The sequence below is a fragment of the Streptomyces sp. NPDC001568 genome, from assembly GCF_042893755.1.
Lineage (GTDB): Bacteria > Actinomycetota > Actinomycetes > Streptomycetales > Streptomycetaceae > Streptomyces.
Window position 1 is genome coordinate 371,234 of sequence record NZ_JBIAVF010000003.1, and the last position, 21,574, is coordinate 392,807.

Annotated in this window: 19 protein-coding genes; 5 read left to right on the forward strand and 14 right to left on the reverse strand. The window is 71.1% G+C overall.

What is annotated here, in order from left to right; all coding sequences use genetic code 11:
• Nucleotides 1-82 precede the first annotated feature (82 nt).
• The gene (locus ACFY0I_RS07485; protein ID WP_388891469.1) at nt 83-718 is read left to right on the forward strand and encodes a rhomboid-like protein; all 636 of its coding nucleotides are present in this window, start codon (nt 83-85) and stop codon (nt 716-718) included.
• 212 nt (nt 719-930) lie between these two features.
• Here the strand turns inward: ACFY0I_RS07485 and ACFY0I_RS07490 are convergent, their stop codons facing one another.
• The 9 genes from ACFY0I_RS07490 to ACFY0I_RS07530 all read right to left on the reverse strand — a co-directional run bounded on the left by ACFY0I_RS07490 (nt 931) and on the right by ACFY0I_RS07530 (nt 10,788).
• On the reverse strand, nt 931-1,743 hold the full coding sequence (locus ACFY0I_RS07490; RefSeq protein ID WP_388891472.1) for an HAD family hydrolase: 813 nt from the start codon (nt 1,741-1,743) through the stop codon (nt 931-933).
• Entirely contained in the window at nt 1,740-3,017 is a 1,278-nt protein-coding gene (serS, locus tag ACFY0I_RS07495) for a serine--tRNA ligase (RefSeq protein ID WP_388891475.1), read from the reverse strand. The genes ACFY0I_RS07490 and serS overlap by 4 nt, the downstream gene beginning before the upstream one ends.
• Before the next feature lie 526 nt (nt 3,018-3,543).
• Nucleotides 3,544-4,479 carry a prephenate dehydratase gene (gene pheA, locus ACFY0I_RS07500; protein ID WP_388891478.1) on the reverse strand — a complete coding sequence of 312 codons (936 nt, stop codon included), beginning with the start codon at nt 4,477-4,479 and terminating at the stop codon, nt 3,544-3,546.
• A 42-nt stretch (nt 4,480-4,521) separates the two neighbouring features.
• Nucleotides 4,522-5,805, reverse strand: coding sequence for an iron uptake transporter deferrochelatase/peroxidase subunit (gene efeB / locus ACFY0I_RS07505; protein WP_388891481.1), 1,284 nt, complete (start codon nt 5,803-5,805; stop codon nt 4,522-4,524).
• Between the two features lie 5 nt (nt 5,806-5,810).
• Complete coding sequence (locus tag ACFY0I_RS07510; protein WP_388891484.1) at nt 5,811-7,901, reverse strand: copper resistance protein CopC; 2,091 nt, start codon at nt 7,899-7,901, stop codon at nt 5,811-5,813.
• Nucleotides 7,902-7,923: 22 nt separating this feature from the next.
• On the reverse strand, nt 7,924-8,415 hold the full coding sequence (locus tag ACFY0I_RS07515; protein WP_388891487.1) for a copper chaperone PCu(A)C: 492 nt from the start codon (nt 8,413-8,415) through the stop codon (nt 7,924-7,926).
• The gene (locus ACFY0I_RS07520; RefSeq protein WP_388891489.1) at nt 8,412-9,065 is read right to left on the reverse strand and encodes an SCO family protein; all 654 of its coding nucleotides are present in this window, start codon (nt 9,063-9,065) and stop codon (nt 8,412-8,414) included. Before ACFY0I_RS07520 ends, ACFY0I_RS07515 begins: the two co-directional genes overlap by 4 nt.
• A gap of 70 nt (nt 9,066-9,135) precedes the next feature.
• Complete coding sequence (locus tag ACFY0I_RS07525) at nt 9,136-9,864, reverse strand: YcnI family protein (protein ID WP_388891492.1); 729 nt, start codon at nt 9,862-9,864, stop codon at nt 9,136-9,138.
• Between the two features lie 108 nt (nt 9,865-9,972).
• Nucleotides 9,973-10,788 (reverse strand): hypothetical protein, encoded by an 816-nt coding sequence (locus ACFY0I_RS07530; protein ID WP_388891495.1) that lies wholly within the window; start codon nt 10,786-10,788, stop codon nt 9,973-9,975.
• A gap of 270 nt (nt 10,789-11,058) precedes the next feature.
• Between ACFY0I_RS07530 and ACFY0I_RS07535 the strand changes: the two genes are divergently transcribed.
• The gene (locus ACFY0I_RS07535; RefSeq protein ID WP_388891498.1) at nt 11,059-11,574 is read left to right on the forward strand and encodes an ATP-binding protein; all 516 of its coding nucleotides are present in this window, start codon (nt 11,059-11,061) and stop codon (nt 11,572-11,574) included.
• Between the two features lie 129 nt (nt 11,575-11,703).
• Here the strand turns inward: ACFY0I_RS07535 and ACFY0I_RS07540 are convergent, their stop codons facing one another.
• Entirely contained in the window at nt 11,704-13,170 is a 1,467-nt protein-coding gene (locus ACFY0I_RS07540) for an aminopeptidase P family protein (protein ID WP_388891501.1), read from the reverse strand.
• 242 nt (nt 13,171-13,412) lie between these two features.
• Nucleotides 13,413-14,975 (reverse strand): PP2C family protein-serine/threonine phosphatase, encoded by a 1,563-nt coding sequence (locus ACFY0I_RS07545; RefSeq protein WP_388891504.1) that lies wholly within the window; start codon nt 14,973-14,975, stop codon nt 13,413-13,415.
• A gap of 407 nt (nt 14,976-15,382) precedes the next feature.
• Here ACFY0I_RS07545 and ACFY0I_RS07550 point away from each other — a divergent pair, with 407 nt between their 5' ends.
• A complete protein-coding gene (locus ACFY0I_RS07550) occupies nt 15,383-16,102 on the forward strand; it encodes a bifunctional DNA primase/polymerase (RefSeq protein WP_388891507.1) in 720 nt (239 codons plus the stop codon).
• A 171-nt stretch (nt 16,103-16,273) separates the two neighbouring features.
• Nucleotides 16,274-16,861 carry a hypothetical protein gene (locus tag ACFY0I_RS07555; protein WP_388891510.1) on the forward strand — a complete coding sequence of 196 codons (588 nt, stop codon included), beginning with the start codon at nt 16,274-16,276 and terminating at the stop codon, nt 16,859-16,861.
• A gap of 181 nt (nt 16,862-17,042) precedes the next feature.
• On the opposite strand, the gene ACFY0I_RS07560 is transcribed toward ACFY0I_RS07555, so the two are convergent.
• From ACFY0I_RS07560 to ACFY0I_RS07570, 3 genes are all read right to left on the reverse strand, one after another.
• Nucleotides 17,043-18,017 (reverse strand): DUF5926 family protein, encoded by a 975-nt coding sequence (locus ACFY0I_RS07560; protein ID WP_388891513.1) that lies wholly within the window; start codon nt 18,015-18,017, stop codon nt 17,043-17,045.
• Nucleotides 18,018-18,198: 181 nt separating this feature from the next.
• Complete coding sequence (locus tag ACFY0I_RS07565) at nt 18,199-18,801, reverse strand: ATP-binding protein (RefSeq protein WP_388891516.1); 603 nt, start codon at nt 18,799-18,801, stop codon at nt 18,199-18,201.
• Nucleotides 18,802-18,886: 85 nt separating this feature from the next.
• A complete protein-coding gene (locus ACFY0I_RS07570) occupies nt 18,887-19,687 on the reverse strand; it encodes a glycerophosphodiester phosphodiesterase (RefSeq protein ID WP_388891519.1) in 801 nt (266 codons plus the stop codon).
• Nucleotides 19,688-19,996: 309 nt separating this feature from the next.
• On the opposite strand from ACFY0I_RS07570, the gene ACFY0I_RS07575 reads away from it, so the two are divergent.
• Nucleotides 19,997-21,499: a S1C family serine protease gene (locus tag ACFY0I_RS07575; protein WP_388891521.1), complete on the forward strand. Its 1,503-nt coding sequence runs from the start codon at nt 19,997-19,999 to the stop codon at nt 21,497-21,499.
• Nucleotides 21,500-21,574: the final 75 nt, after the last annotated feature.

Here is a 21,574-nt window from a genome sequence, read left to right on the forward strand (position 1 = left end):
CCCGCCGCCACAGGCCGTTCGCCCGTGCCCCGCCCGGCCCACCGGCCAGGCGGGGCACAGCTTCGCGCGGGATCATCGGGGCATGATCGAGCACACCGGGCCGGAGCCGTCCAGACCCTTGCGGTCCTGGATACGGTCCTCGCCCGGGACGCACATCTGGCTACTGATCATCGCCATCACCAGCGTCATCGTCGTGATCGCCCCGGACCGGGTCGAGCACGTGCTGCTCCACCGCAACAGCAGCAACATCCACGAACTGGTCCAGCACCCCATCCGCGCGTTGCTCAGCAGCGCGTTCTGGATCGAGAACCCGGCTTCGCTCGCCCTCTACGCCCTGCTCTTCGAGTGCTTCCACGCCCCCGTCGAGCGCTGGCTCGGCACTCTGCGCTGGCTCCTGATCGTCGCGACCGCCCACATCACGGCGACCCTGATCAGCCAGAAGGTCCTCCTGATGGCCATTCAGGACCACCGCGCGCCGCACAGCATGACCCACGTCGTCGACATCGGCGTCAGCTACGGCCTCGCGGCCTCCGTCGGCGTGCTGACCTACCGGCTGCCCCACCCCTGGAGATGGTTCTACCTGGCGGGCGCGATCGCCTTCTTCGGCATCCCGCTCCTCAGCGACGCCAATTTCACCGACCTCGGCCACGCCATCTCGCTCGCCGTCGGACTGCTCGCCTGGCCACTCACCCGACACCCCGTTTCACGTGAAACATGACCGCTGTTTCACGTGAAACACCCCTCGCCTTCGTCGCCCTCCCCCGTCTCCCGGCGCCGCCGCACTCACCCCCGGAGCGGGGAAAATCGCTGGTACGCGCCCTCCCCCCGGGGCACAGTGAGTGGTGCGGGGAGCAACAAAAGGTCCGGAGCAGCCGCTTCGAGCGCGCCTTGCGGCGCGGGCTGCTCCGGACCTCTCGTACGTCCTGTGCGCTACGCGGCGCCCAGCAGGCGTTCCAGGACCACCGCGATGCCGTCCTCCTGGTTGGAGGTCGTCACCTCGTCGGCCACGGCCTTGAGCTCCGGATGTGCGTTGGCCATGGCCACGCCGTGAGCCGACCATCCGAACATCGGGATGTCGTTGGGCATGTCACCGAAGGCGATCGTCTCCGCCGCCTTCACGCCCAGCCGCCGCGCCGCCAGCGAGAGGCCGGTCGCCTTGCTCAGCCCGAGCGGCAGGATCTCCACGATGCCGGGGCCGGCCATCACGATGTCCACGAGGCTGCCGACGGTCTGCCGGGCCACCCTGACGAGTTCGTCCTCGCTCATCCCCGGGTGCTGGATGTAGAGCTTGTTCAGCGGGGCGGTCCAGACCGCCGCCGTGTCCTCCAGGTAGAGCGCCGGCAGGCCCTCCTGCACCTGGTACCCGGGACCGAACAGCACTTCGCCGTCCACCCCGTCCCGACTGGCCGCCAGGGCCAGCGGACCCACCTCGGCCTCTATCTTCGACAGCGCCAGGCCGGCCAACTGCCGGTCCAACGTCACCGACGTCAGCAACCGGTGCGCCCCCGCGTCGTAGACCTGCGCGCCCTGCCCGCACACGGCGATCCCCTTGTAACCGAGGTCGTCGAGCACGTGGCGGGTCCAGGGCACGGCCCGGCCGGTGACGATGATGTGAGCCGCGCCCGCCGCGGTGGCAGCGGCGAGCGCCTCACGGGTGCGCTCCGAGACGGTGTCGTCGTCACGCAACAGCGTGCCGTCGAGATCCGTCGCGACGAGCTTGTACGGGAACGGGGCCGGGCTCACTTGGCGATCGGCTCCAGGAACTCGCGGCCGCCCAGGTAGGGACGGAGCACCGGAGGCACCCGTACCGTCCCGTCGGCCTGCTGGTGGTTCTCCAGGATCGCCACGATGGTGCGCGGAACGGCGCACAGCGTGCCGTTGAGCGTCGACAGCGGCGCGGTCTTCTTGCCCTCGCGGTAGCGGATCGACAGGCGGCGGGCCTGGAAGCCGTCACAGTTCGAGGCGGAGGTCAGCTCGCGGTACTTGCCCTGGGTGGGGATCCACGCCTCGCAGTCGAACTTGCGGGAGGCGGACGAGCCCAGGTCGCCGGTGGCGACGTCGATGACCTGGAACGGCAGCTCCAGGCTGGTCAGCCACTGCTTCTCCCAGTCGAGGAGCCGCTTGTGCTCGGCCTCGGCCTCCTCCGGCGCGACGTACGAGAACATCTCGACCTTGTCGAACTGGTGGACGCGGAAGATGCCCCGGGTGTCCTTGCCGTACGTACCGGCCTCGCGGCGGAAGCAGGGCGAGAATCCGGCGTACCGCAGCGGCAGCTTGTCCGCGTCGATGATCTCGTCCATGTGGTACGCGGCGAGCGGCACCTCGGAGGTGCCGACCAGGTAGTAGTCGTCCTTCTCCAGGTGGTACACGTTCTCCGCGGCCTGGCCGAGGAAGCCGGTGCCCTCCATGGCGCGCGGGCGGACCAGCGCCGGCGTCAGCATCGGGATGAAGCCGGCCTCGGTGGCCTGCGCGATCGCGGCGTTGACCAGGGCGAGTTCCAGCAGCGCGCCGACGCCGGTGAGGTAGTAGAAGCGCGAACCCGACACCTTGGCGCCGCGCTCGACGTCGATGGCGCCGAGCGATTCGCCGAGCTCCAGGTGGTCCTTGGGCTCGAAGCCCTCGGCGCCGAAGTCGCGGATCGTGCCGTGCGTCTCCAGGACGGTGAAGTCCTCCTCGCCGCCGACCGGGACATCGCTGTGGACGATGTTGCCCAGCTGGAGGAGGAGCTGCTTGGCCGCTTCGTCGGCCTCGTTCTGCTCGGCCTCGGCGGCCTTCACGTCCTGCTTGAGCTGTTCGGCCTTGGTGAGCAGCTCGGCCCGCTCCTCCGGAGAGGCCTTGGGAATGAGCTTGCCGAGCGACTTCTGCTCGTTGCGCAGTTCGTCGAAGCGCATGCCGGAGGACCTGCGGCGCTCGTCGGCGGAGAGCAGTGCGTCGACAAGGCCGACGTCCTCTCCACGGGCGCGCTGCGAGGCGCGGACACGGTCAGGGTCATCACGGAGCAGCCGAAGGTCAATCACCCCTCCAGGCTACCGGGCCGGCCTTCCTGGGATCACACCGATATCACGCTGCGTGTCACTATGTCCCAATTGGTACGAATGGAAATCTCTTGTCCGGCGACTGGAAGCGGACTGCGGCGAGGAGCAGATAAAACCGGCCCCATTCGCTGAAATGGGGCAGGGTGCCGGTCGGTGGGCGGGCCCTGAGCAGCGTCGGAGAGGGTTCTTTGTCCACAGGAATTCTCTCCGTGAGCGTCTTATCCACAGGCTGTGCGCCGCATCTGTGGACACGGAATTAGATCAATAGGGATCGGCGCCGAGCCGGGGCGGATCAGGGTTCAAACCGCCCTCACACACTCATTCGGGTGGGAATGACTCGCTCCAAAGAGTTGATCGTCGATGCGCGGGTGACAGCGTTCACCCGTCGCTCCCCAGCGCGAAACCTGGACCCCCGGGGGATTTGTCGACCTTGTCGCGTCACCGTGTCGACTTGTCCCCAGGTCTCCACCCCGGCCTGTGGATAACTCTGTGGACAGTGGACGACGCCCTACGCGCGACCGTCGAGGCAACGCGTCAGCCAGTCCGACGCCTCGGTGAAGTCACCGTCGGAGGTTCCCGGCCGCGCCGCGCGCACCTCACTCAGAGCGACACCGGCCCGCGGGTAGGAGCCGAGGAAGCGGACCTGGGGGCAGGTCCGCTTCAGACCCATCAGGGCCTCGCTCACCCGGCGGTCGGAGATGTGGCCTTCGGCGTCGACGGCGAAGCAGTAGTTCCCGATTCCCTGGCCGGTCGGCCGGGACTGGATCAGCATCAGGTTCACACCCCGCACCGCGAACTCCTGGAGGAGTTCCAGCAGCGCACCCGGGTGGTCGTCGCCGAGCCACAGCACCACGGAGGTCTTGTCGGCGCCGGTCGGCGCCGCCGGTCGGGCCGGACGTCCGACGAGTACGAACCGGGTCTCGGCGTTCTCCGCGTCGTGGATCTCCGTGACCAGCGCTTCCAGCCCGTACGTGACGGCGGCGAACTCACCCGCGAAGGCGGCGTCGAAGCGGCCCTCCTGCACCAGCCGGGCACCGTCGGCGTTGGACGCGGCCGACTCCCACACCGCGTCGGGCAGGTGCGCCCGCAGCCAGTTGCGCACCTGCGGCTGCGCGACGGGGTGCCCGGTCACGGTCTTGACGTCCGACAGCTTGGTTCCGGGCCGCACGAGCAACGCGAACGCGATCGGCAGCAGCACCTCGCGGTAGATCATCAGCGGCTCACCGGAGGCCAGCTCGTCGAGAGTGGCGGTGACCCCGCCCTCCACCGAGTTCTCGATCGGCACCAGTGCCGCCGCCGCCTCGCCGTTGCGCACTGCATCGAGGGCCGCGGGGACCGACACCATCGGGACGAGCTCCCGGGTGGCGGCTTCCGGCAGCGTACGGAGGGCGGCTTCGGTGAACGTGCCCTCGGGACCGAGATAGGTGAAGCGGGTGGCCGACATGCTGTCAGCCTAATGCCGGGGCGGCCGCCTCCGCGGGGCCGTTCACCCTTCGAGCAACCGCTGTCCGACGTACTCCCCGGCCCGCGGGCCGGGCGGGACGGCGTACAGCCCGCTGGACTCGTGCCGGATGAACGCGGACAGGGCGTCCCCCCGGTCGAGCTTGCGCTGTACGGGGACGAAGCCGCGCAGCGGGTCGGCCTGCCAGCAGATGAAGAGCAGCCCGGCGTCCGGAGTGCCGTCGGGGGCGATTCCGTCGTGGAAGGAGAACGGTCGGCGCAGCATGGCGGCGCCGCCGTTCTGCTCGGGGGCGGAGATCCGGGCGTGGGCGTTGGAGGCGATGACGGGCTTGCCGTCGGCACCGAGCTTGTCCAGGGCCATCTCCGTGGTTTCGCCGCCACCGGTCAGCGGTGCCCCGGTCGCCTTGGTCCGACCGATGACCTGCTCCTGATCGGCCTGGGACTGCTTCTCCCAGTCGTCGAGCAGCATCCGGATCCGGCGCACGACGGCGTAGGAGCCCCCGGCCATCCAGGCGTGCTCGGCCGGCCCCGGTCCGGTGCCCGGGACGAAGATCCGCTTGTCGAAGTCGGGCTCGGCGGGCTTCGGGTTCCCGGTGCCGTCGACCTGGCCCATCAGGTTCCGCGCCGTCATCGGCTTCGCGGTGGCGCCCGGGGACCGGTTGAAGCCGTTCATCTGCCAACGCACGCGCGCCGCTTCTCCGGCGTCTTTCTGGAGGGCGCGTAGGGCGTGGAACGCGACGAGTCCGTCGTCCGACCCGATCTGGACCCACAGGTCACCGTTGCTGCGCTGGGCGTCGAGCCGGTCCGAGGAGAAGTCCGGCAGCGGATCGAGCGCCGCGGGGCGGCGGGCGGTCAGGCCGGTGCGCTCGAAGAAGGAGTGCCCGAACCCGAAGGTGACGGTGAGGGACGACGGCCCCGCGTCGAGGGCGATCCCGGTGTCGGCGGTCGGCGCGGTCCCGCCCGCCATCAACCGCCGGGCGGTGTCCGACCAGCGACGCAGCAGTGCGGCGGCCTCGGTACGACCGGCGCCGGGTGCCAGGTCGAAGGCGAGGACGTGGCCCTTGGCCTGGAGCGGGGTGGTGATCCCGGCCTGATGGTCCCCGTGGAAGGCGACCTCGGTGGCGCCCAGGGAGCCGGGCGCCCCGGCCGCGCCGGCGACACCGCCCGGGGAGTCGGCGACGACGGCGTGGCCGAGGGCCCCGCCCGTGGCGCCGAGGGCGAGTCCGGCGGCGCCGGCGGCGCCCACGGTGCCCAGCAGCCTGCGCCGGGAGATCTCGATGTCCGGGTTGCTCCCGGTGCTGTCGGTCACGCTGCTCAGCCGATCTTCACGTTCTTCTGGACGGTCGTCTGGTCGATGTCGGAGGTGCGGACGGTCACGTCGATGCGCCACTCACCCGCGAGCGGCAACTGCACCCCGGACGCGGTCCAGTGTCCGGGACCGGCGCGGTCCGGGACGAGCGGCAGCGGGCCGATCTCCTTGGCCGGGAGGGTGAAGGCGATCTTGACCTCGGGCAGGTCGAGGGGCTTGCCGTCCGGGTCCTCCGCCCACAGGTGGAGGGTGTTGGCACCGACCCGGCCCGGGTCCAGCTCCAGCCGAACGGTGCCCTTGCCGTTCTGGCCGCCGGTCTCGAACGGCAGGGTGATCTTGATGGGTCGGTTGGGCACGGCGGTGGAGGCCGAGCCCCGGCCGATCTCCTGCTCCATGGCCCGCCCCGGCTCCGTGCTGGTCAGGACGGTGGTGACGGCGAGCAGGGCGACGGCCACGGCGGCCTCGGCGAGCACGGACCGACGCAGACCGGCCCGGCCGGGATCGGCGTCGCGTACCTGGTGCTCGCGTGCCTTCTCGCGGGCGGCGTCCTGACGGGCGAGCTGGGCGGCACGCCGCGGGTCGGCGACGTCGGGTGCGGCAGGAGCGTCGGTGGCATCGAGTGCGGCGTCCGTTCCACGTGAAACAGTGCTGCCCGCTTCCTGCGAAACTCCGCCGCTCGTTTCACGTGAAACAGCGCTCGCCGTTTCACGTGAAACGTCCTGCCCCGCGAGTACCCCGGCCGGCTCCTCGGCGGCGGCCTCTGTCGGGGCGTCCGCCAGCCGGGCGGTCCACTTCCGCGAGAGGTAGGCGATACCGAGGAGGACGGCGACCAGCCCGACCTTGATCATCAGGAGTCGGCCGTAGCTGGTGCCGGTGAGGGCCGACCAGCTGCCGAGCTGACGCCATGACTGGTAGACGCCGGTGATGACCAGGACCACGACGCTGACGAAGGCGACCTTGGAGAAGCGGCGTACGGCGTCCCGCTCGATGTCCGGCACCTTGTACAGGGCGACCAGCAACGCGGTGAGACCGCCGAGCCAGGCGGCGACGGCCAGCAGGTGGAGGATGTCGGCCGGCATCGCGATGCCGGGCTGGATGCCCGTGGAGGCGTGCTCGGACAGGGCCCAGGTCGCGGCGATGCCCGCGGCCACGACGGCTCCGCCGATCCCGAGTCCGAAGGCCAGGTCGCTCGTCTGCTTCTTGCCCTCAGCGGCCGGATCGGCCGGACCAGCCGGATCGGCCGGACCGGCTTCCTCGGAACCCGACGCCTGCTGGTGGCGTGCGTACGCCCCGAAGAGCACGGCGACGAACAGTGCGGCGGCTCCGAGGAGCAACAGCCGGGAGACGAACGAGGCGCCGGTCTTGGTCTCCAGTACGGCTTGCAGCCCGGCGAGGTCGAAGACGTCGGCGAACTTGCCCGAGCCGGTGTACGGGTTGCGGAGCGCCAGCATCGCCAGGGTGGCGGCGGTGAGGGTGACCCAGCCGCGCACCACGAGCTTCTGCAGCGACCGTTCGGCTGACCCGCGGCGCCAGCACAGCAGGATGAAGGCGGCGCCGCCGACGAGGACGGTGAACCCGGCGTAGGCCGCGTACCGGGCGATCCCGTAGACGATGCCGACGGGTCCGCCGCCCGCCTGCTGCGTGGGCAGGGCGACGTTGGTGGCCGAGGGGGCGCCGATGGAGAAGGTGAAGGCGCCGGAGATGGGGTGGCCGTCGGCGGAGACGGCCTGCCAGGCGACGGTGTACGTGCCGTTGGGCAGGCCGGCGTGCAGGGCGGTGCCGTACCGGATGACCGAGCCGCTGCACATGTCGCGGAGCTCGCCGGTGTCCACGCGTCGGCCCTGCGGGTCCATGACGCGGATGGAGTCGTCGCCCATGGCGACCTGCTCCGAGAAGGAGAGGGTGACCTGGGCGGGTGCCGTGGCGACCACCGCCCCGTCCTGCGGGTCGCTCGCGGTGAGTGCGGCGTGTGCCGTGGCCGGTGCGGCCGCGGTGAACAGGGTTGCCAGCAGGGCTGCGAGGACCAGCGCGAGCCGCGGCAGGAGTGCCGTGATGCGGACGCGGGCTGGGGAAGGGGCGGGGGCGGTGGCCGTCATGGCGTGTCAGTTCCTCGGTCCGTCAGTGGGCGTTGGAGTTCTCTGCGTTGTAGGTCCGCTCTTTCACGTCGACCTCGACCTTGACCGGGCCGGCCTTCTCGAACCGGAGCTCGACGGTGATCTTGTCGCCGACGGCCGGCTTGCTCTTCAGACCCATGAACATGACGTGGTCGCCGCCCCGCGCCAGCTTCAGCTCGCCGTTGGCGGGCACGTCCAGCGACTGGACCTGCTGCATCTTCTGGTCCTTGGTCTCGTGGATCTGGAGATCGTCCGAGAGGGAGCTGGTGACGCCGGTCAGCTTGTCGGCGGTCTTCGACCCGTTCTTGATGACCATGAAGGCGCCGGCCATCTTGTCGTTGACCGGTTCCGGCATGAAGGCCCCGCTGACCGTCAGCTCGGGCTTCCCGCCGTCGGCCCCCGAGGAGTCGGAGGAGTCGGACGAGCAGCCGGATATGGCGAGCGCGGCCGTCAGGGAGAGGGCGGCGGCGAGGGTGCGGGTGGTGCGGCGGTTCACGGGTTCTCTCCCTTGACGAGCTTCGGCAGGTCCTTGGTGTAGTCATCGACGGTGGTGCCCTCGCCGTAGAGGGCGTAGCCCTCGTCGGTCTTGGGCGAGAACGCGATGACCTGGGCACCGTGCATGGAGACGACGTTGCCGTTGGCATCCTTCGTGGGGGCCTCGATGCCGATGCCGAGCGAGCGGGCGGCGGCCTGGATGGTCGCGAATTCCCCGCTCAGTCCGACGAAGGACGGGTCCTGGGCCTTGAGCCACGCGCCGAGGGAATCGGGGGTGTCCCGTTCGGGGTCCGTGGTGACGAACACGACCCGGAGGTTGTCCTGGTCCGCCTTGGGCAGCGCCTTCTTGGCGACGGCGATGTTGCTCATCGTCAGGGGACAGACGTCCGGGCAGTTGGTGTAGCCGAAGTAGATGAGCGTCGGCTTGCCCTTGGTCTGCTCGCGCAGGTTCCACGGCTTGCTGGTGGTGTCCGTGAGGACGAGTTCGGGCTTGTCGAAGGGGCGGTCGAGGACCGTCGCGGCCCCGGCCTTCTTCTCACCGGTGATCTGGGTGACCGAGCCGGTGTTCTCGGTCTTTCCACCGCCGCAGGCGGTGAGTGCGAGGGCGGTCGCCACCGCGAGGGCGGCGACCGTCACACGTGTGGTGCGCATGGAGGAATGTCCCTGTGATCGGGGATGGTACGGATGTTCTCGGAACGACACGGCCTGCGTGCGCGACGGGTCAGGAGGCGCGCCGACGCGAGGCGATGCCGAAGGCGACGCCGCCGAGGCCGATGACGATGCCCGCGATGCCGAGGGCCCGGGCGGTCGTGTCGGAGCTCTTGGCGGCCTCGTCGTGGTGGTCGCCGGCCGCCTTGTCGTCCTTGCCGGAGGCCTTCGCCTCGTCGGCCTTCTTGTCGCCGGTGTCGTGGTGGTCGTCGCCCTTGGCGGCGGTCAGCTTCAGGACGGGCGCGGGGGTCTGCGGCTCCGGGGCGCCTTCCTTGGCCTCCTCGATCCAGCGGACGACCTCGTTGTTGTCGTACGTCTGGATCGCCTTGAAGACCATCTGGTCGGCGTTCTCCGGGAGCTTGCCGACGGAGACCGGGAACTGCTGGAACTTGCCGGGCTCGATCTTGCCGCCGGACCAGGTCACCTTGGTGACGGCCTCGTTGATCTGCTTGCCGTGCACGGTGAGCGGCTTGTCGAGCTTGCTCTTCTCGACGCTCACGGTCCAGCCGGGGATGTCCTGCGGCATCACGGACGTGAGCGGCTGGTCGATCGGGAAGCTGACCTCCAACTGCGTGGTCGACGCGTTGTCGCGCTCGTTGGGGACCTTGAAGTTGATCGTCGCGTAGCCGCCCTTGGTGGCCTCGCCGGGCTGCACGCCGACGTGCGCGAAGGCGGGGGCGGACAGGACGAGGACGGTACCGGCGGCGAGGGCGGCGGCGAAGGAGACGCGAGAGGTCTTCATGGCGGTAACACTCCACGGAAGCAGGGGTGAGGGCTCCGCGCACGGGCGCGCGCGGAGGTCGCGGCACCGGTGCTCCCGAGGGGTGTGCTCCGGGACGTGGGTGCCGCGTCAGGCTGCGAGGGCGAGCGCCGCGGGCGGCCCGCGCCTGATCACCGTGTGCTGGAGCGCCTCGCGCCCGGTCGCCGCCGTCGCCGCGGCAGTGCCGCGTCCGGTGCGCCGGGTACGGACGGGAGCGCCGGGGATCCCGGCGGCGAGGGCGCGTACGAAGGCCAGCGCGGCGCGCAGCGGACGTACGGGGTCGGCTTCGGTGGAGAGCCGGGACAGTTCGAGGAGCCGGAGCAGCGCGGCGTCCCCCCGGCCCAGCAGCCAGCCGGCCGCCAGCGCGGCCACCAGGTGCCCGGCGAGCATGGCCGGGCTGAACAACCCGGTCGCCTGGTGCCCGGCGGCGTCCGCCAGGTGCTCGTGCGCCACGTGGCCCTGAGCCGCGGCGGCCTGGCCGGCCAAGGCGGCCGGGTCGAGGCCGGCGACTTCCAGGACCCTCCGCGCGTCGGCCGGGCTCAGCGGTACGGAGTTGCCCCCACAGACCAGCCGGGCGGCGAGCGCCGCGAGGGAGGTGTCGGAGTCCGCGACCGTCGCCCGCCCGGCGGCTTCGCCGTGCTGGCCGAGGCCGAAGAGGGTGTGGAGGCCGACCTGACCGAGGGTGAGCGCGGCGGCGATGCCGCCGGGCGAACGCCGGCGTCCCGAGAGCGGGGCCGCGACCGCGAACACGGCGACGAAGGCGGCTACCAGCGCCCACCAGGGCACGGCGGCGCAGGAGGCGACGACATGACCCACCGCGGACAGCACGACGCAGACCGCGGCGAACACCGCGGCCCGGGCCGTCCGGAGGCCGGCTCCGGTGTGCGTCGTACGGGGGGTAGTCATGGCCGGGCCATCATCGCACTGCGCTTAGGTCGTGCCTACGGCAGGTACGCGGGTGTCCAAGTGACCCTTGAGTTCCGAGCCCGGTCGGGGCGAGGCCTTCCGAAGCGCCGCGAAGGCGCGCGGGCGCCCGCGCGCGCGACGGGCCGACGGCCCCGCGTCCGGCCGTGCCCGTTTCGTACACCGTCTCCCGGGAGTGCCGCATCGGCCGAATGAGGGCTCGGGTGGCCGTGGGGGGCTTACGGCCCACCCGGGGCGGCAATAGGTAACCGTATGAGCATCTGGTGGTCTCTCCACTTGAGGCGCGAAGCTGCGAGCGTGCCGCTCGCCAGGCGACTGCTGCTGGGGACGATGGAGACCGCGGGGGTGGACCCGGACATCTCCTTCGACCTGTCGGTGGCACTGACCGAGGCGTGTGCGAACGCGGTGGAGCACGGCGGCAGCGGGGCGGTCCCCCGCTGCGGCTCCTCCGGCATCGGCGTCCCGGACGGCTCCGTCGACGGCGACGGGGATGGTCGCGACGATCCGGACGGGACCGGGGCGTACCACGTCACGGCCTACCTGGACGGGGACCGCTGCCGCATCGAAGTGTCCGACTCGGGACCGGGGTTCCCGGCCGCGACGGTGGCCCGTCGCAGACCCTCCCTGGCCGAGCACGGCCGGGGCCTGCACCTGATCGAGGAGCTCGCCGACCACGTCCGCTTCCGCAACCGGCCCGGCCGGGGAGCCGTGGTGAGCTTCGACAAGATGCTGAAGTGGCGCGACGACGCGCTGCTGAAGGTGTCGTAGCCGCTCCGCCCGAAGCCGTGACCGTCGGGGAAACGCGCCGGTGGGCGGGACCTCCCGCAGGAGGTCCCGCCCACCGTGTGCCGACGAACCGGCATCGGAGGCCGGTCGCCGGCCCCTCGAACTCCCGGCTCAGTCCTTGAGGCGGGCCATCCACGCCTCGACGTCGTCCGACGTGCGCGGCAGGCCGGCCGACAGGTTCCGGTTCCCGTCCTCGGTGACGAGGATGTCGTCCTCGATCCGTACGCCGATGCCGCGGTACTCCTCGGGCACGGTCAGGTCGTCGGCCTGGAAGTACAGACCCGGCTCGACGGTCAGGCACATGCCCGGCTCCAGCGTGCCGTCGACGTACGCCTCGGTGCGCGCGGCGGCGCAGTCGTGGACGTCCATGCCGAGCATGTGGCCGGTGCCGTGCAGGGTCCAACGGCGCTGCAGGCCGAGCTCCAGGACCCGCTCGACCGGTCCCTCCAGCAGGCCCCATTCGACGAGCTTCTCGGCGAGCACGTGCTGGGAGGCGTCGTGGAAGTCGCGGAACTTGGCGCCCGGCTTGACGGCGGCGATGCCGGCTTCCTGGGACTCGTACACCGCGTCGTAGATCTTGCGCTGGATGTCGGTGTAGCTGCCGCTGATGGGCAGCGTGCGCGTGACGTCGGCGGTGTAGAGGGAGTGGGTCTCCACACCGGCGTCGAGCAGGAGCAGGTCACCGGAGCGGACGTCGCCGTCGTTGCGGACCCAGTGCAGGGTGCAGGCGTGCGGGCCGGCGGCGCAGATGGAGCCGTAGCCGATGTCGTTGCCCTCGACGCGGGCGCGCAGGAAGAAGGTGCCCTCGATGTAGCGCTCGGACGTCGCCTCGGCCTTGTCGAGGACCTTCACGACGTCCTCGAAGCCGCGGACGGTGGAGTCGACGGCCTTCTGGAGCTCGCCGATCTCGAAGTCGTCCTTCACGGCGCGGGCCTCGGAGAGGTAGACGCGCAGCTCCTCGTCGAGCTCCTTGGTCACCTTGTCGGTGAGGGCGGTCTCGACGACGGAGTCGTGACCGCGGACGTTGCGGACCGGACCCTCCGCCTCGGCGAGGGCTTCGGCGAGCTCGCGGACGTCCTTGGCCGGGATGCCCAGCAGCTGCTCGGCCTCGGTGAGGGAGTGACGGCGACCGACCCACAGTTCGCCCTGGCCGGAGAGCCAGAACTCGCCGTTCTCGCGGTTGGAGCGGGGCAGCAGGTAGATCGTGGCGGTGTGCCCGGTCCCGCCCGTGGGCTCCAGGACCAGGACGCCGTTCTCGGTCTGGTCGCCGGTGAGGTACGCGTACTCGGTCGAGGCCCGGAAGGGGTACTCGGTGTCGTTCGAGCGCGTCTTCAGCCGGCCCGCCGCGATGACGAGGCGGTCGCCGGGGAAGCGCGCGGACAGCGCGGCGCGGCGCTCGGCGGTGTGCGACGCCTGGGCGATGGGCTCCAGGCCGCGGAGCTCCGTGTCGGCCCAGCCTGTGCGCATGCTTTCCGCGAGTTCTTCGCTGACGCCCGGGTACAGCCCGTTCTTGCGCTGCTTGTGCTTCTTCTGGGGCTGCTCTTCTTCCGGGGTCTCCGGGGTGAGCTCGTCAGCCACGTCTTCTCCTCAGCTGCTACGACATGCAGGTACCGGGTATGGACCTCATCCATCGTATGTGCGAAGAGAAGCCGCCCGGCGTGACCTGTGACATATCAGTCAAACCGGACGATCGTCTTCCGTGGCCTGCCCGCTCCCCCGTCCCCGTCGAACGGATCAGCCGAACCGGATCAGCCGAACCGAATCGGATCAGCCGAACCGACCGGACCAGCCGAACCGGATCGGATCAGCCGGGTCGGATCTCAGTCGAACCGAACGGCGAGCAGCACCACGTCCTCGTCCGGGTCCGCCGAGGGCGCGGCCGGGTCCTCCCCGGGCAGCACGGTCCGCAGGATGTGGTCGCAGATCGCCCCCGGGTCGTCCCGGGCCGTACGGGGAACCCCCGCGGCGGCCGCGTGCAGCCGGGCGTACGCCCGGTCCATGGCGTCACCGGTGCGCCGCAACAACCCGTCGGTGTAGAGCAGCACCGTTTCTCCCGGCGCGGGTTCGATCTCCACGCTCGGCGCCTCCCAGCAGGCGAGCATCCCGAGCGGTGCGGAGAGGGAGGTCTCCACGTACTCGGTGCGCCGCTCGCCGATCAACAGGGGCGGGGCGTGCCCGGCCCCGGCCAGGATGATCTTGCGTGCGGCGGGTTCGCAGTACGCGAAGAGCGCGGTCGCCGAACGGGCCGGCTCGGTGAGGCGCAGCAGCAGTTCGAGGTCGGACAGGACGGCGACGGGGTCCTCGCCCTCCATGACGGCGTACGCGCGCAGCGAGGCCCGCAGCCGTCCCATCGCGGCGACGGCGCTCGGCCCGGAACCGGTGACGGAGCCGACGGCCAAGCCCATGGCGCCCTCGGGCAGCGGGAGGGCGTCGTACCAGTCGCCGCCGCCGCGCGGTCCGGTGTGGTGCCGGGCGGCGAGCTGGACCCCGGCGATCCGGGGGAGCCGGCTGGGCAGCAACTCTTCGGCGACGGTGGCCAACCGGGTGCGCGAGCGGTCCACCTCGAGCATCCGGGCCAGGTGCTCGGCGGCGTGCCGGACGTAGAGCCCGACGAGGTCGCGTTGGCGCTCGCTCGGCTCGGCCTGTTCGTCGTACAGCCAGACGGCCGCGCCGAGCCGGCCGGTGGCGTCGGCGGTCAGCGGCAGCGCGTAGCTGGCCGCGTATCCGAGCCGGGCCGCGACCTCGCGGTGGCGGGGGTCGACCGGGGGTTCGTGGCCGCCGGTTGCGGGCGCCGCCGGTGCGGTGCCCGGCTCGGGGAGCACCTCGGAGCCGCCGTGGGCGTCCGGGAGTCCGTCGAGGATGCGGCCGTAGGAGGTGGCGCTGCGCGGCACCGTCTCGATGTGACCGAGGTCCGCGCGCCCCAATCCGAGGCCGATCGTGGTGGTGGGGCCCAGTCCGTCGGAGGGCTCCAGGACCACCAGGCCGCGACGGGCGCCGACGAGGGCGGCTCCCGCCCGCAGGAACTCCTGGAGGGAGGAGTCGAGGTCACGGGCCCGGGCGAGGCGCTCGGTGAGTTCGTGGAGCGTGGTGAGGTCCGAGACCATGCCCGCCAGCCGGTCCTGGATGACGCTGCTCGCGACAGGCTGGGCGGCCTGCGCGGGGGTGGTGCGTACGGGCGTGGAAGCCGGCGTGGGCGCCGGAGTCTGCGCTGACGCTGTAACTGCTGGATCGATTCCAGCCACTTTCGGCAGATGCGGGGCGCTCATGGCGTCCGCCTTTCCACCTGGTGCGATTCGCCATATAGCATCGCAAACCCCCAGATCGTGCTGCGCCGCCATCGATGGATCCACATCTACACGCACACGAGGAGCGATGTCCAGCATGGCACCAGCGGGAATATCGGTGTCCGAGGGACGACAACTCACTGTCCAGCCAGGGCTAAAACTTGGCCGGAAAAAGCTGGAAGCGGACGGTTTTTGCGATCGACTGGGCGGGCGTCGGAGTGGCTCCGGGTACGTAATCGGCAGTGCCCAGGGTCAGTTGACCCCGCCCGGCACCGCCGGGAACCGCCCGGCACGTGCCGTCGTCCTTAGCGGCGGCAGCCGGTCTCGACACCGGTGAGGGTCGCTCTCCGCCCCCGCCGGACGTTTGATGGACCCGTAAGAAAACTGCACGGACCGTGTGAACCTGCTTCCGGCGGACAGTGACGCGAAACGTGTACGTGTGGTGAAAAACCGCTCACATGGTGTGATGTGGCCCCTCGGCGTTCAACGGAAAGGAACGAGCGCTCATGCGCGAGATCCTCGGAAGGCGTCTCCAGCGGCTCCGCGACCGGTGGAAGACCCCGCGCGCCGCATCCCGCGCCGCTTCGGCGGCCGTGGCGACCGCGGGTCCGTCCCTGCTCGACGAGGCGCTCACCTGCGCCACCCTGCGGAAGTGGCCCGTGCTCCCCGGAGTGGGCCGGGCCGGCACGGACGGCGCGCGGTGCGCCTGCCCCGACCCCGACTGCGTGGTGCCCGGCGCGCACCCCTTCGACCCCGGACTGCTTGCCGCCACCACCGACCCCCGGATGGTGTCCTGGTGGTGGGCCAGGCGGCCCAGTGCTCCGCTGTTGCTGGCCACCGGAGGCACCGCGCCCTGCGCGGTGAGCCTGCCGGCCGTCGCCGCCGCGCGTGCCGTCGTACGACTGGACGCGCAGGGCATGCGCCTCGGGCCGATCGTCGCCACACCGACCCGGTGGGCGCTGCTGGTGGCACCGTACTCACTGGAGCGGCTCGGTGAACTCCTGTACGCCAAGGACCACGTGCCCGCCTCGCTGCGGTTCCACGGCGAGGGCGGCTACCTGTTGCTGCCGCCCTCGACCGCTTCCGGCGGCGGGCAGGTCCACTGGGAACGCGCACCCGTGACGGGCCCCGGCGGCCTGTGGCTGCCGGACGTCGAAGCCGTCGTGGACGCGCTCGTGGAGGCCAGCAGTGGTGCCCCGGGCGGCGGCAGCCGGCTCGCCTACTGAGCGCGGCGCCCTCGGGTGACCGCGACGGGCTCGGGGAGGGAACGTGCGGGGAGGCGTCGGAAGATCCCGGCGCCGGTCGCATCACTCGTACGGGTGCCAGCAGGGCCGGTTTCCAAGGGAATTGGGCGCGGGGATCTCCGGGGCCCTTTCCGGCGTCGCTATCTTCGGCGAATGAATCTCCGCCTGATCGGTATCGGCGCCGGTGTGCTGGTCATCTTGTCGCTTCCCCTCGCCGGGGCGATCGCCGGGCCGGATTTCGCCGGTCAGGATGACGGAAAAGGTGAGGGGTTGCTCTCCTCGCTCGGCCTGTCCGGCCCGTCCCGTACGCCGGTTGCGACCCGGACCCCGGAAGCGACGCGGTCCGTCGCACGCCAGGCCCTCCCGTCGGAGCCCGGGCCGGACGTGCGGCCCCGCACGGACACCCGGTGCGGTCCCGAACTCTCCTCCCCGGAAGGGGTGGAGGCGCAGACCTGTGTCCTGGAGAGCGGGGGGCAGACGTGGGGGCGGAGCTACTACCGCAACACCAGCGGACGGACCCTTGACGCCGTGCTGACCGTCATGGGACCCGAGGGGCGCACGGTGCAGATCCGCTGCGTCGTGGGAGCGGGGGACGAACCGGGTTTGTGCGAGACGCCCCAGGAGGAGTCCGCCGGAAAGCCGGACGACTACTCGGCGGTAGCGGAATTTGCAGTTCCGGATGATGAAGGGAAGTTGCTCCTGCGGTCCGGGAGCAACTCACCGGACCCGGGCGACGGTTGACCGAAGCCTGAAATGGAAGGGCCCGGTCGCTGGCGACGGGGGATGCACCAGCGACCGGGCTACAAGAACGGTAACAAGAGATCGCCTGTTCGCAAATTCGATCTCCGATATTCAGACACCGATTTGCAGGCGATTAGAGGGAGTTGCGGTCGCCGTCACCGCTCCCGCGCGCCCGCGGACGTCAGCTGAGCGTCACCTGGCGGTTCGTGAGGCCGCCGCGCGCGCGGCGCTCATCGGCGGTGAGCGGGGTGTCCGTGGCCAGGGCCGCGGCGAGCCGTTCCGCGAACTCGGCCGCCGGCTTCTCCACGTCGTCGGCGGAGACCCCGGTGGGCAGGTCCCAGACGGGGACGACGAGGCCGTGCGCCCGGAAGGAGCCCACGAGTTTGGTGCCCTCGCCGAGCGAGGAGGTACCTGCGGCGTGCAGTCGCGCCAAGGCGTCGAGGAGCTTCTCCTCGGCGTGCGGCATGACCCAGCGCAGGTGGTTCTTGTCCGGGGTCTCGCACCAGTAGGCGGCGTCGACGCTCTCCAGCTTGACCGTCGGGATGGCGGCCGCGTTGGCGCGTTCCAGCGAGGCGGCGATCTCCGGGGAGGAGGTCTGGGCGCTCTCCGACTCCGGAATCCAGAATTCGAAGCCGCTGTGCACAACCGGCTCGAAAACGCCGTCCAGCTCCAGCAGATCTTGAAGGCGGGTGCCCTCGGCCGGAACTCGACGTGCCGGAACCGGCGTTCCGGGCTCGGCCACGAGCGCGCGCTCCAGGGTGTCGGCCATGTCGCGGGCCAGGTCACCGGTGGTCGAGTCGTTCTGCAGGCCGAGCAGGACGGAGCCGTCCTCGCGGCGCAGGGCCGGCCACGCCATGGGCAGTACGGTCACCAGCGTGACGGACGGGACGCCCTCGGGCAGTCCGGCCTTGAGGGTCAGCGGGATGGTGGCCGCGGGCACGAGCTCGCGCAGCGCGACCCAGTCGCACTCGCCGGGCAGCCCCTCGAAGGGGCGCCGCACGTGCTCGGTGACGGCGTGCGCGGCGGCCGCGCCGTGGCAGGCCTTGTAGCGGCGACCGGATCCGCAGGGACAGGGCTCGCGCGCGCCCACCACCGGGATCTCCCCGTTGTTGAGCTGCGGCTTCGCGGTCTTCGCGGCGGGGCGCTTCTTGGCCATCGTGGGTGTCTCCCGGTTGCGGCGGTACGGCGGTCTCTCTGGTCGCGAGCCTAGCCGTTCGTACCGCCGGAACCGGTGGGGTGCGACCGGGAGCGCGGTCGGCGTGCGCTCCCGGACGGCCGCCCGCACGGATGACCGGTACCGCGGGGATCGATGCGGACGGTGCGGATCCCCGAACCGCTCACGGATCCAGGTCGTCGAAGGCCGATGCGAAGCCGATCGACGGGGCAGTGACGCGCGTAGCGAAATCCTCGTGCCGCGCCCCACGGGCGACGATCACCCACACGGTGACCTCACCCGCCGCCCCGTCCCGCACGCCCCAGTCCTGGGCCAGGGCGTTGATGATGTTCAGCCCGCGGCCGCCCCGGGCGGTGACCGAGGGCGTGGACGGGACCGGGCGGGTGGGCCCGCCGCCGTCCGTGACCTCGACCGTCAGTCGTCCCGCCTTGTCGACGCACCACGCGGCGCGTATCTCCCCGTCGCCGATCTCCCGCGCGCCCAGGGGCCGGCCGTGTCGGCAGGCATTGCTGAGCAGTTCGGAAAGGATCAGTACGGCATCGTCCACGACCGATTCGGACAGGCCGCTGATGCGTAGTTGTTCGCGCATGCGGTGTCTCGCCTCGCCCACGCCCGCCGGACCATGGGACACGTCCATGCACGAAGACGTGGGCACTTCTTGTGCCATCACCAACGCCACCCCCGGTACCTCCTTAGCCCCACGCCAAGATCTGGATGCCCCAATGGCCTGGACCGGAAACCGCCACAACCGGGTCGTCCGACGCATTCATGACCACTGATTGCGGAGCGGATGCGCCGGAGCACACCCCGTCACGCGGGGTTCGCCTGTGACGGGCGTGCAAATAGGGACGTCAGCGTCCCAGCTGTGACAGAACCTGACGGGGCCTGTTCGTGATGATCGCCTCCACGCCCAGATCGGCGCACAGCTGAACGTCTTCGGGTTCGTTCACGGTCCACACGTGTACGGAGTGCCCGGCGGTCTGGAGCTTGCGGATGAACCCGGGGTGGCTGCGCACGATCCGCATCCCGGGCCCGGCGATCCGCACCCCGGCGGGCAACCGGCCGTCGCGCATCCGCGGCGAGATGAACTGCATCAGGTACACGGTCGGGATCGTCGGGGCGGCGGACCGCACCCGGTGCAGGGAGCGGGCGGAGAAGCTCATGACCCGGACCGGGTGCGGACCGTCGGCGGGCGGGGCGTCCAGACCGAAGCGCTTCAGCAGGAAGAGGAGGCGTTCCTCCACCTGTCCGGCCCAGCGGGTGGGGTGCTTCGTCTCGATCGCCAGCTGGACGGGCCGCCCGGCGTCGGACACCAGCTCCAGCAGCCTCTCCAGGGTGAGGACGGAGGTGCGCTCGGGATCGGAGTCCCAGTCGGGAGACTCCTCGCGGTCCTTCCAGGAGCCGAAGTCGAGGGCGGTGAGATCGGCCAGTTCCAGGGCCGAAACGGCGCCGCGGCCGTTCGACGTACGGTTCACCCGGCGGTCGTGGACCAGGACCAGGTGGCCGTCGGCGGTCAGTCGGATGTCGCATTCGAGGGCGTCGGCGCCGTCCTCGATGGCCTTCCGGTAGGCGGCCAGGGTGTGCTCTGGGGCATCCTCCGAGGCGCCGCGGTGGGCGACGACCTGGATGGGGCGCGGCGTTGCGTGGGTCACCCGGTCATGGTGCCATCGTGGCGCACCCGCGCGTCCGGGCGAGTCCTGCGGATGCGTCCGAAATGTCGGGGATAAAGGATGGGGGGAGACGCACAGGTCCGGCTTACAGTGCTCTGACGGCTCATGGGAAAGGCTTCGCCCTGGAACTTGTGCGGCGCGTCGAACGTTTAGTCGGACCGGAGTCGGGTCGATATCGCCAGATATTTCCAGCAGCAGTGTCAGCCGTATGTCAGGTCAGTCGTATGTCAGCTGTGCTGTGTCAGCCGCTATAGGCCGTGTGTAAGCCGTGTGTGACGAGGAGAGAGCGCTGTGAGCACCGAGAACGAGGGCACCGCGGCCCAGACGCCCCCCGCGGCCCCGTCCGCACCCCCCGTGCCGGTGGCCGCTTCCACGCCTGACGGGGCCCCGGGCGCACCGGCCCCGGGGACCGATCGGACCCAGCAGCTTCCGCCGACCGCGCCCCCGCCCGCTCCGACCGCGCCGCCGCAGGCCCCGGCCCACGCTCCCGCCGACCCGGGCGCGCCGGCCCAGGGCTACGCCCAGGCCCCGCCGTACGGTCAGCCGGCCCCGGCGGCCGCGTACGGCGCCGAGGGCTGGCCCCCGCCCCCGCCGGCGGTTCCCGCGTACGAGGGCGGCGGCCACGGCGGCGGCGCCTGGGGCGCACCGCTCACCCCCGACGGCACCCCGCCCCCCAAGGGCAAGGGCCGGGGCGGTCTGATCGCGGCCGTGCTCGTGGCGGCGCTCCTCGCGGGCGGCGTCGGCGGCGGCATCGGCTACTGGGCCGCCCAGCGCGGCGAGGGCGGTTCCGGCTCGACGACGATCAGCGCGAGCACCCCCAAGGACCTCAAGCGGGACTCCGGCTCGATCGCCGGACTCGCCGCCGCGTCGCTGCCCAGCGTCGTCACCATCGAGGCCTCGGCCGGGGACGGCGAGGGCGGCACCGGCACCGGATTCGTCTACGACCAGCAGGGCCACATCCTCACGAACAACCACGTGGTCGCCTCCGCGGCGAACGGCGGCAAGCTCTCCGCGATCTTCTCCGACGGCAAGAAGTACGAGGCCGAGGTGATCGGCCGGGCCCAGGGCTACGACGTCGCCGTCCTCAAGCTGAAGAACCCGCCCGCTGGCCTCAAGCCGCTGGCGCTCGGCGACTCCGACAAGGTGGCCGTCGGCGACGCGACCATCGCGATCGGCGCTCCGTTCGGCCTGTCCAACACGGTCACCACCGGCATCGTCAGCGCCAAGAACCGTCCGGTGGCCTCGGGCGACGGCACCGGCAGCAAGAACTCGTACATGAGCGCCCTGCAGACGGACGCCTCGATCAACCCGGGCAACTCCGGCGGTCCGCTGCTGGACGGCCGGGGCGCGGTCATCGGCATCAACTCGGCGATCCAGTCGGCGGGCAACGGCGGCTTCGGCGGCGGCCAGGCCGGCTCGATCGGCCTCGGTTTCGCCATCCCGATCAACCAGGCCAAGAACGTCGCCCAGTCGCTGATCAAGACGGGCAAGCCGGTCTACCCGGTGATCTCGGTCTCCGTCGACCTCCAGGCGAAGGTCGACGGCGCGAAGGTCTCCGAGCAGGGCGCCCCCGCCAACGAGCTGGTCGACCCGAACGGCCCGGCCGGCAAGGCGGGCCTCAAGCCCGGCGACCTGATCACCGAGTTCGGAGGCAAGCCGGTCGACAGCGGGCCGACCCTGATCAGCATGATCTGGACGTACAAGCCGGGCGACACGGTGAAGCTGACCTACCAGCGCGACGGCAAGCCCACCACGGTCGACATCACGCTCGGCTCGCGCGTCGGCGACAAGTAGCGGGCGGATCCTCCGGTGGACCACGGGTCCACCGGGCGAGGAGACCGGCTTGATGGGAGGGGCCGTGGGCGGGAA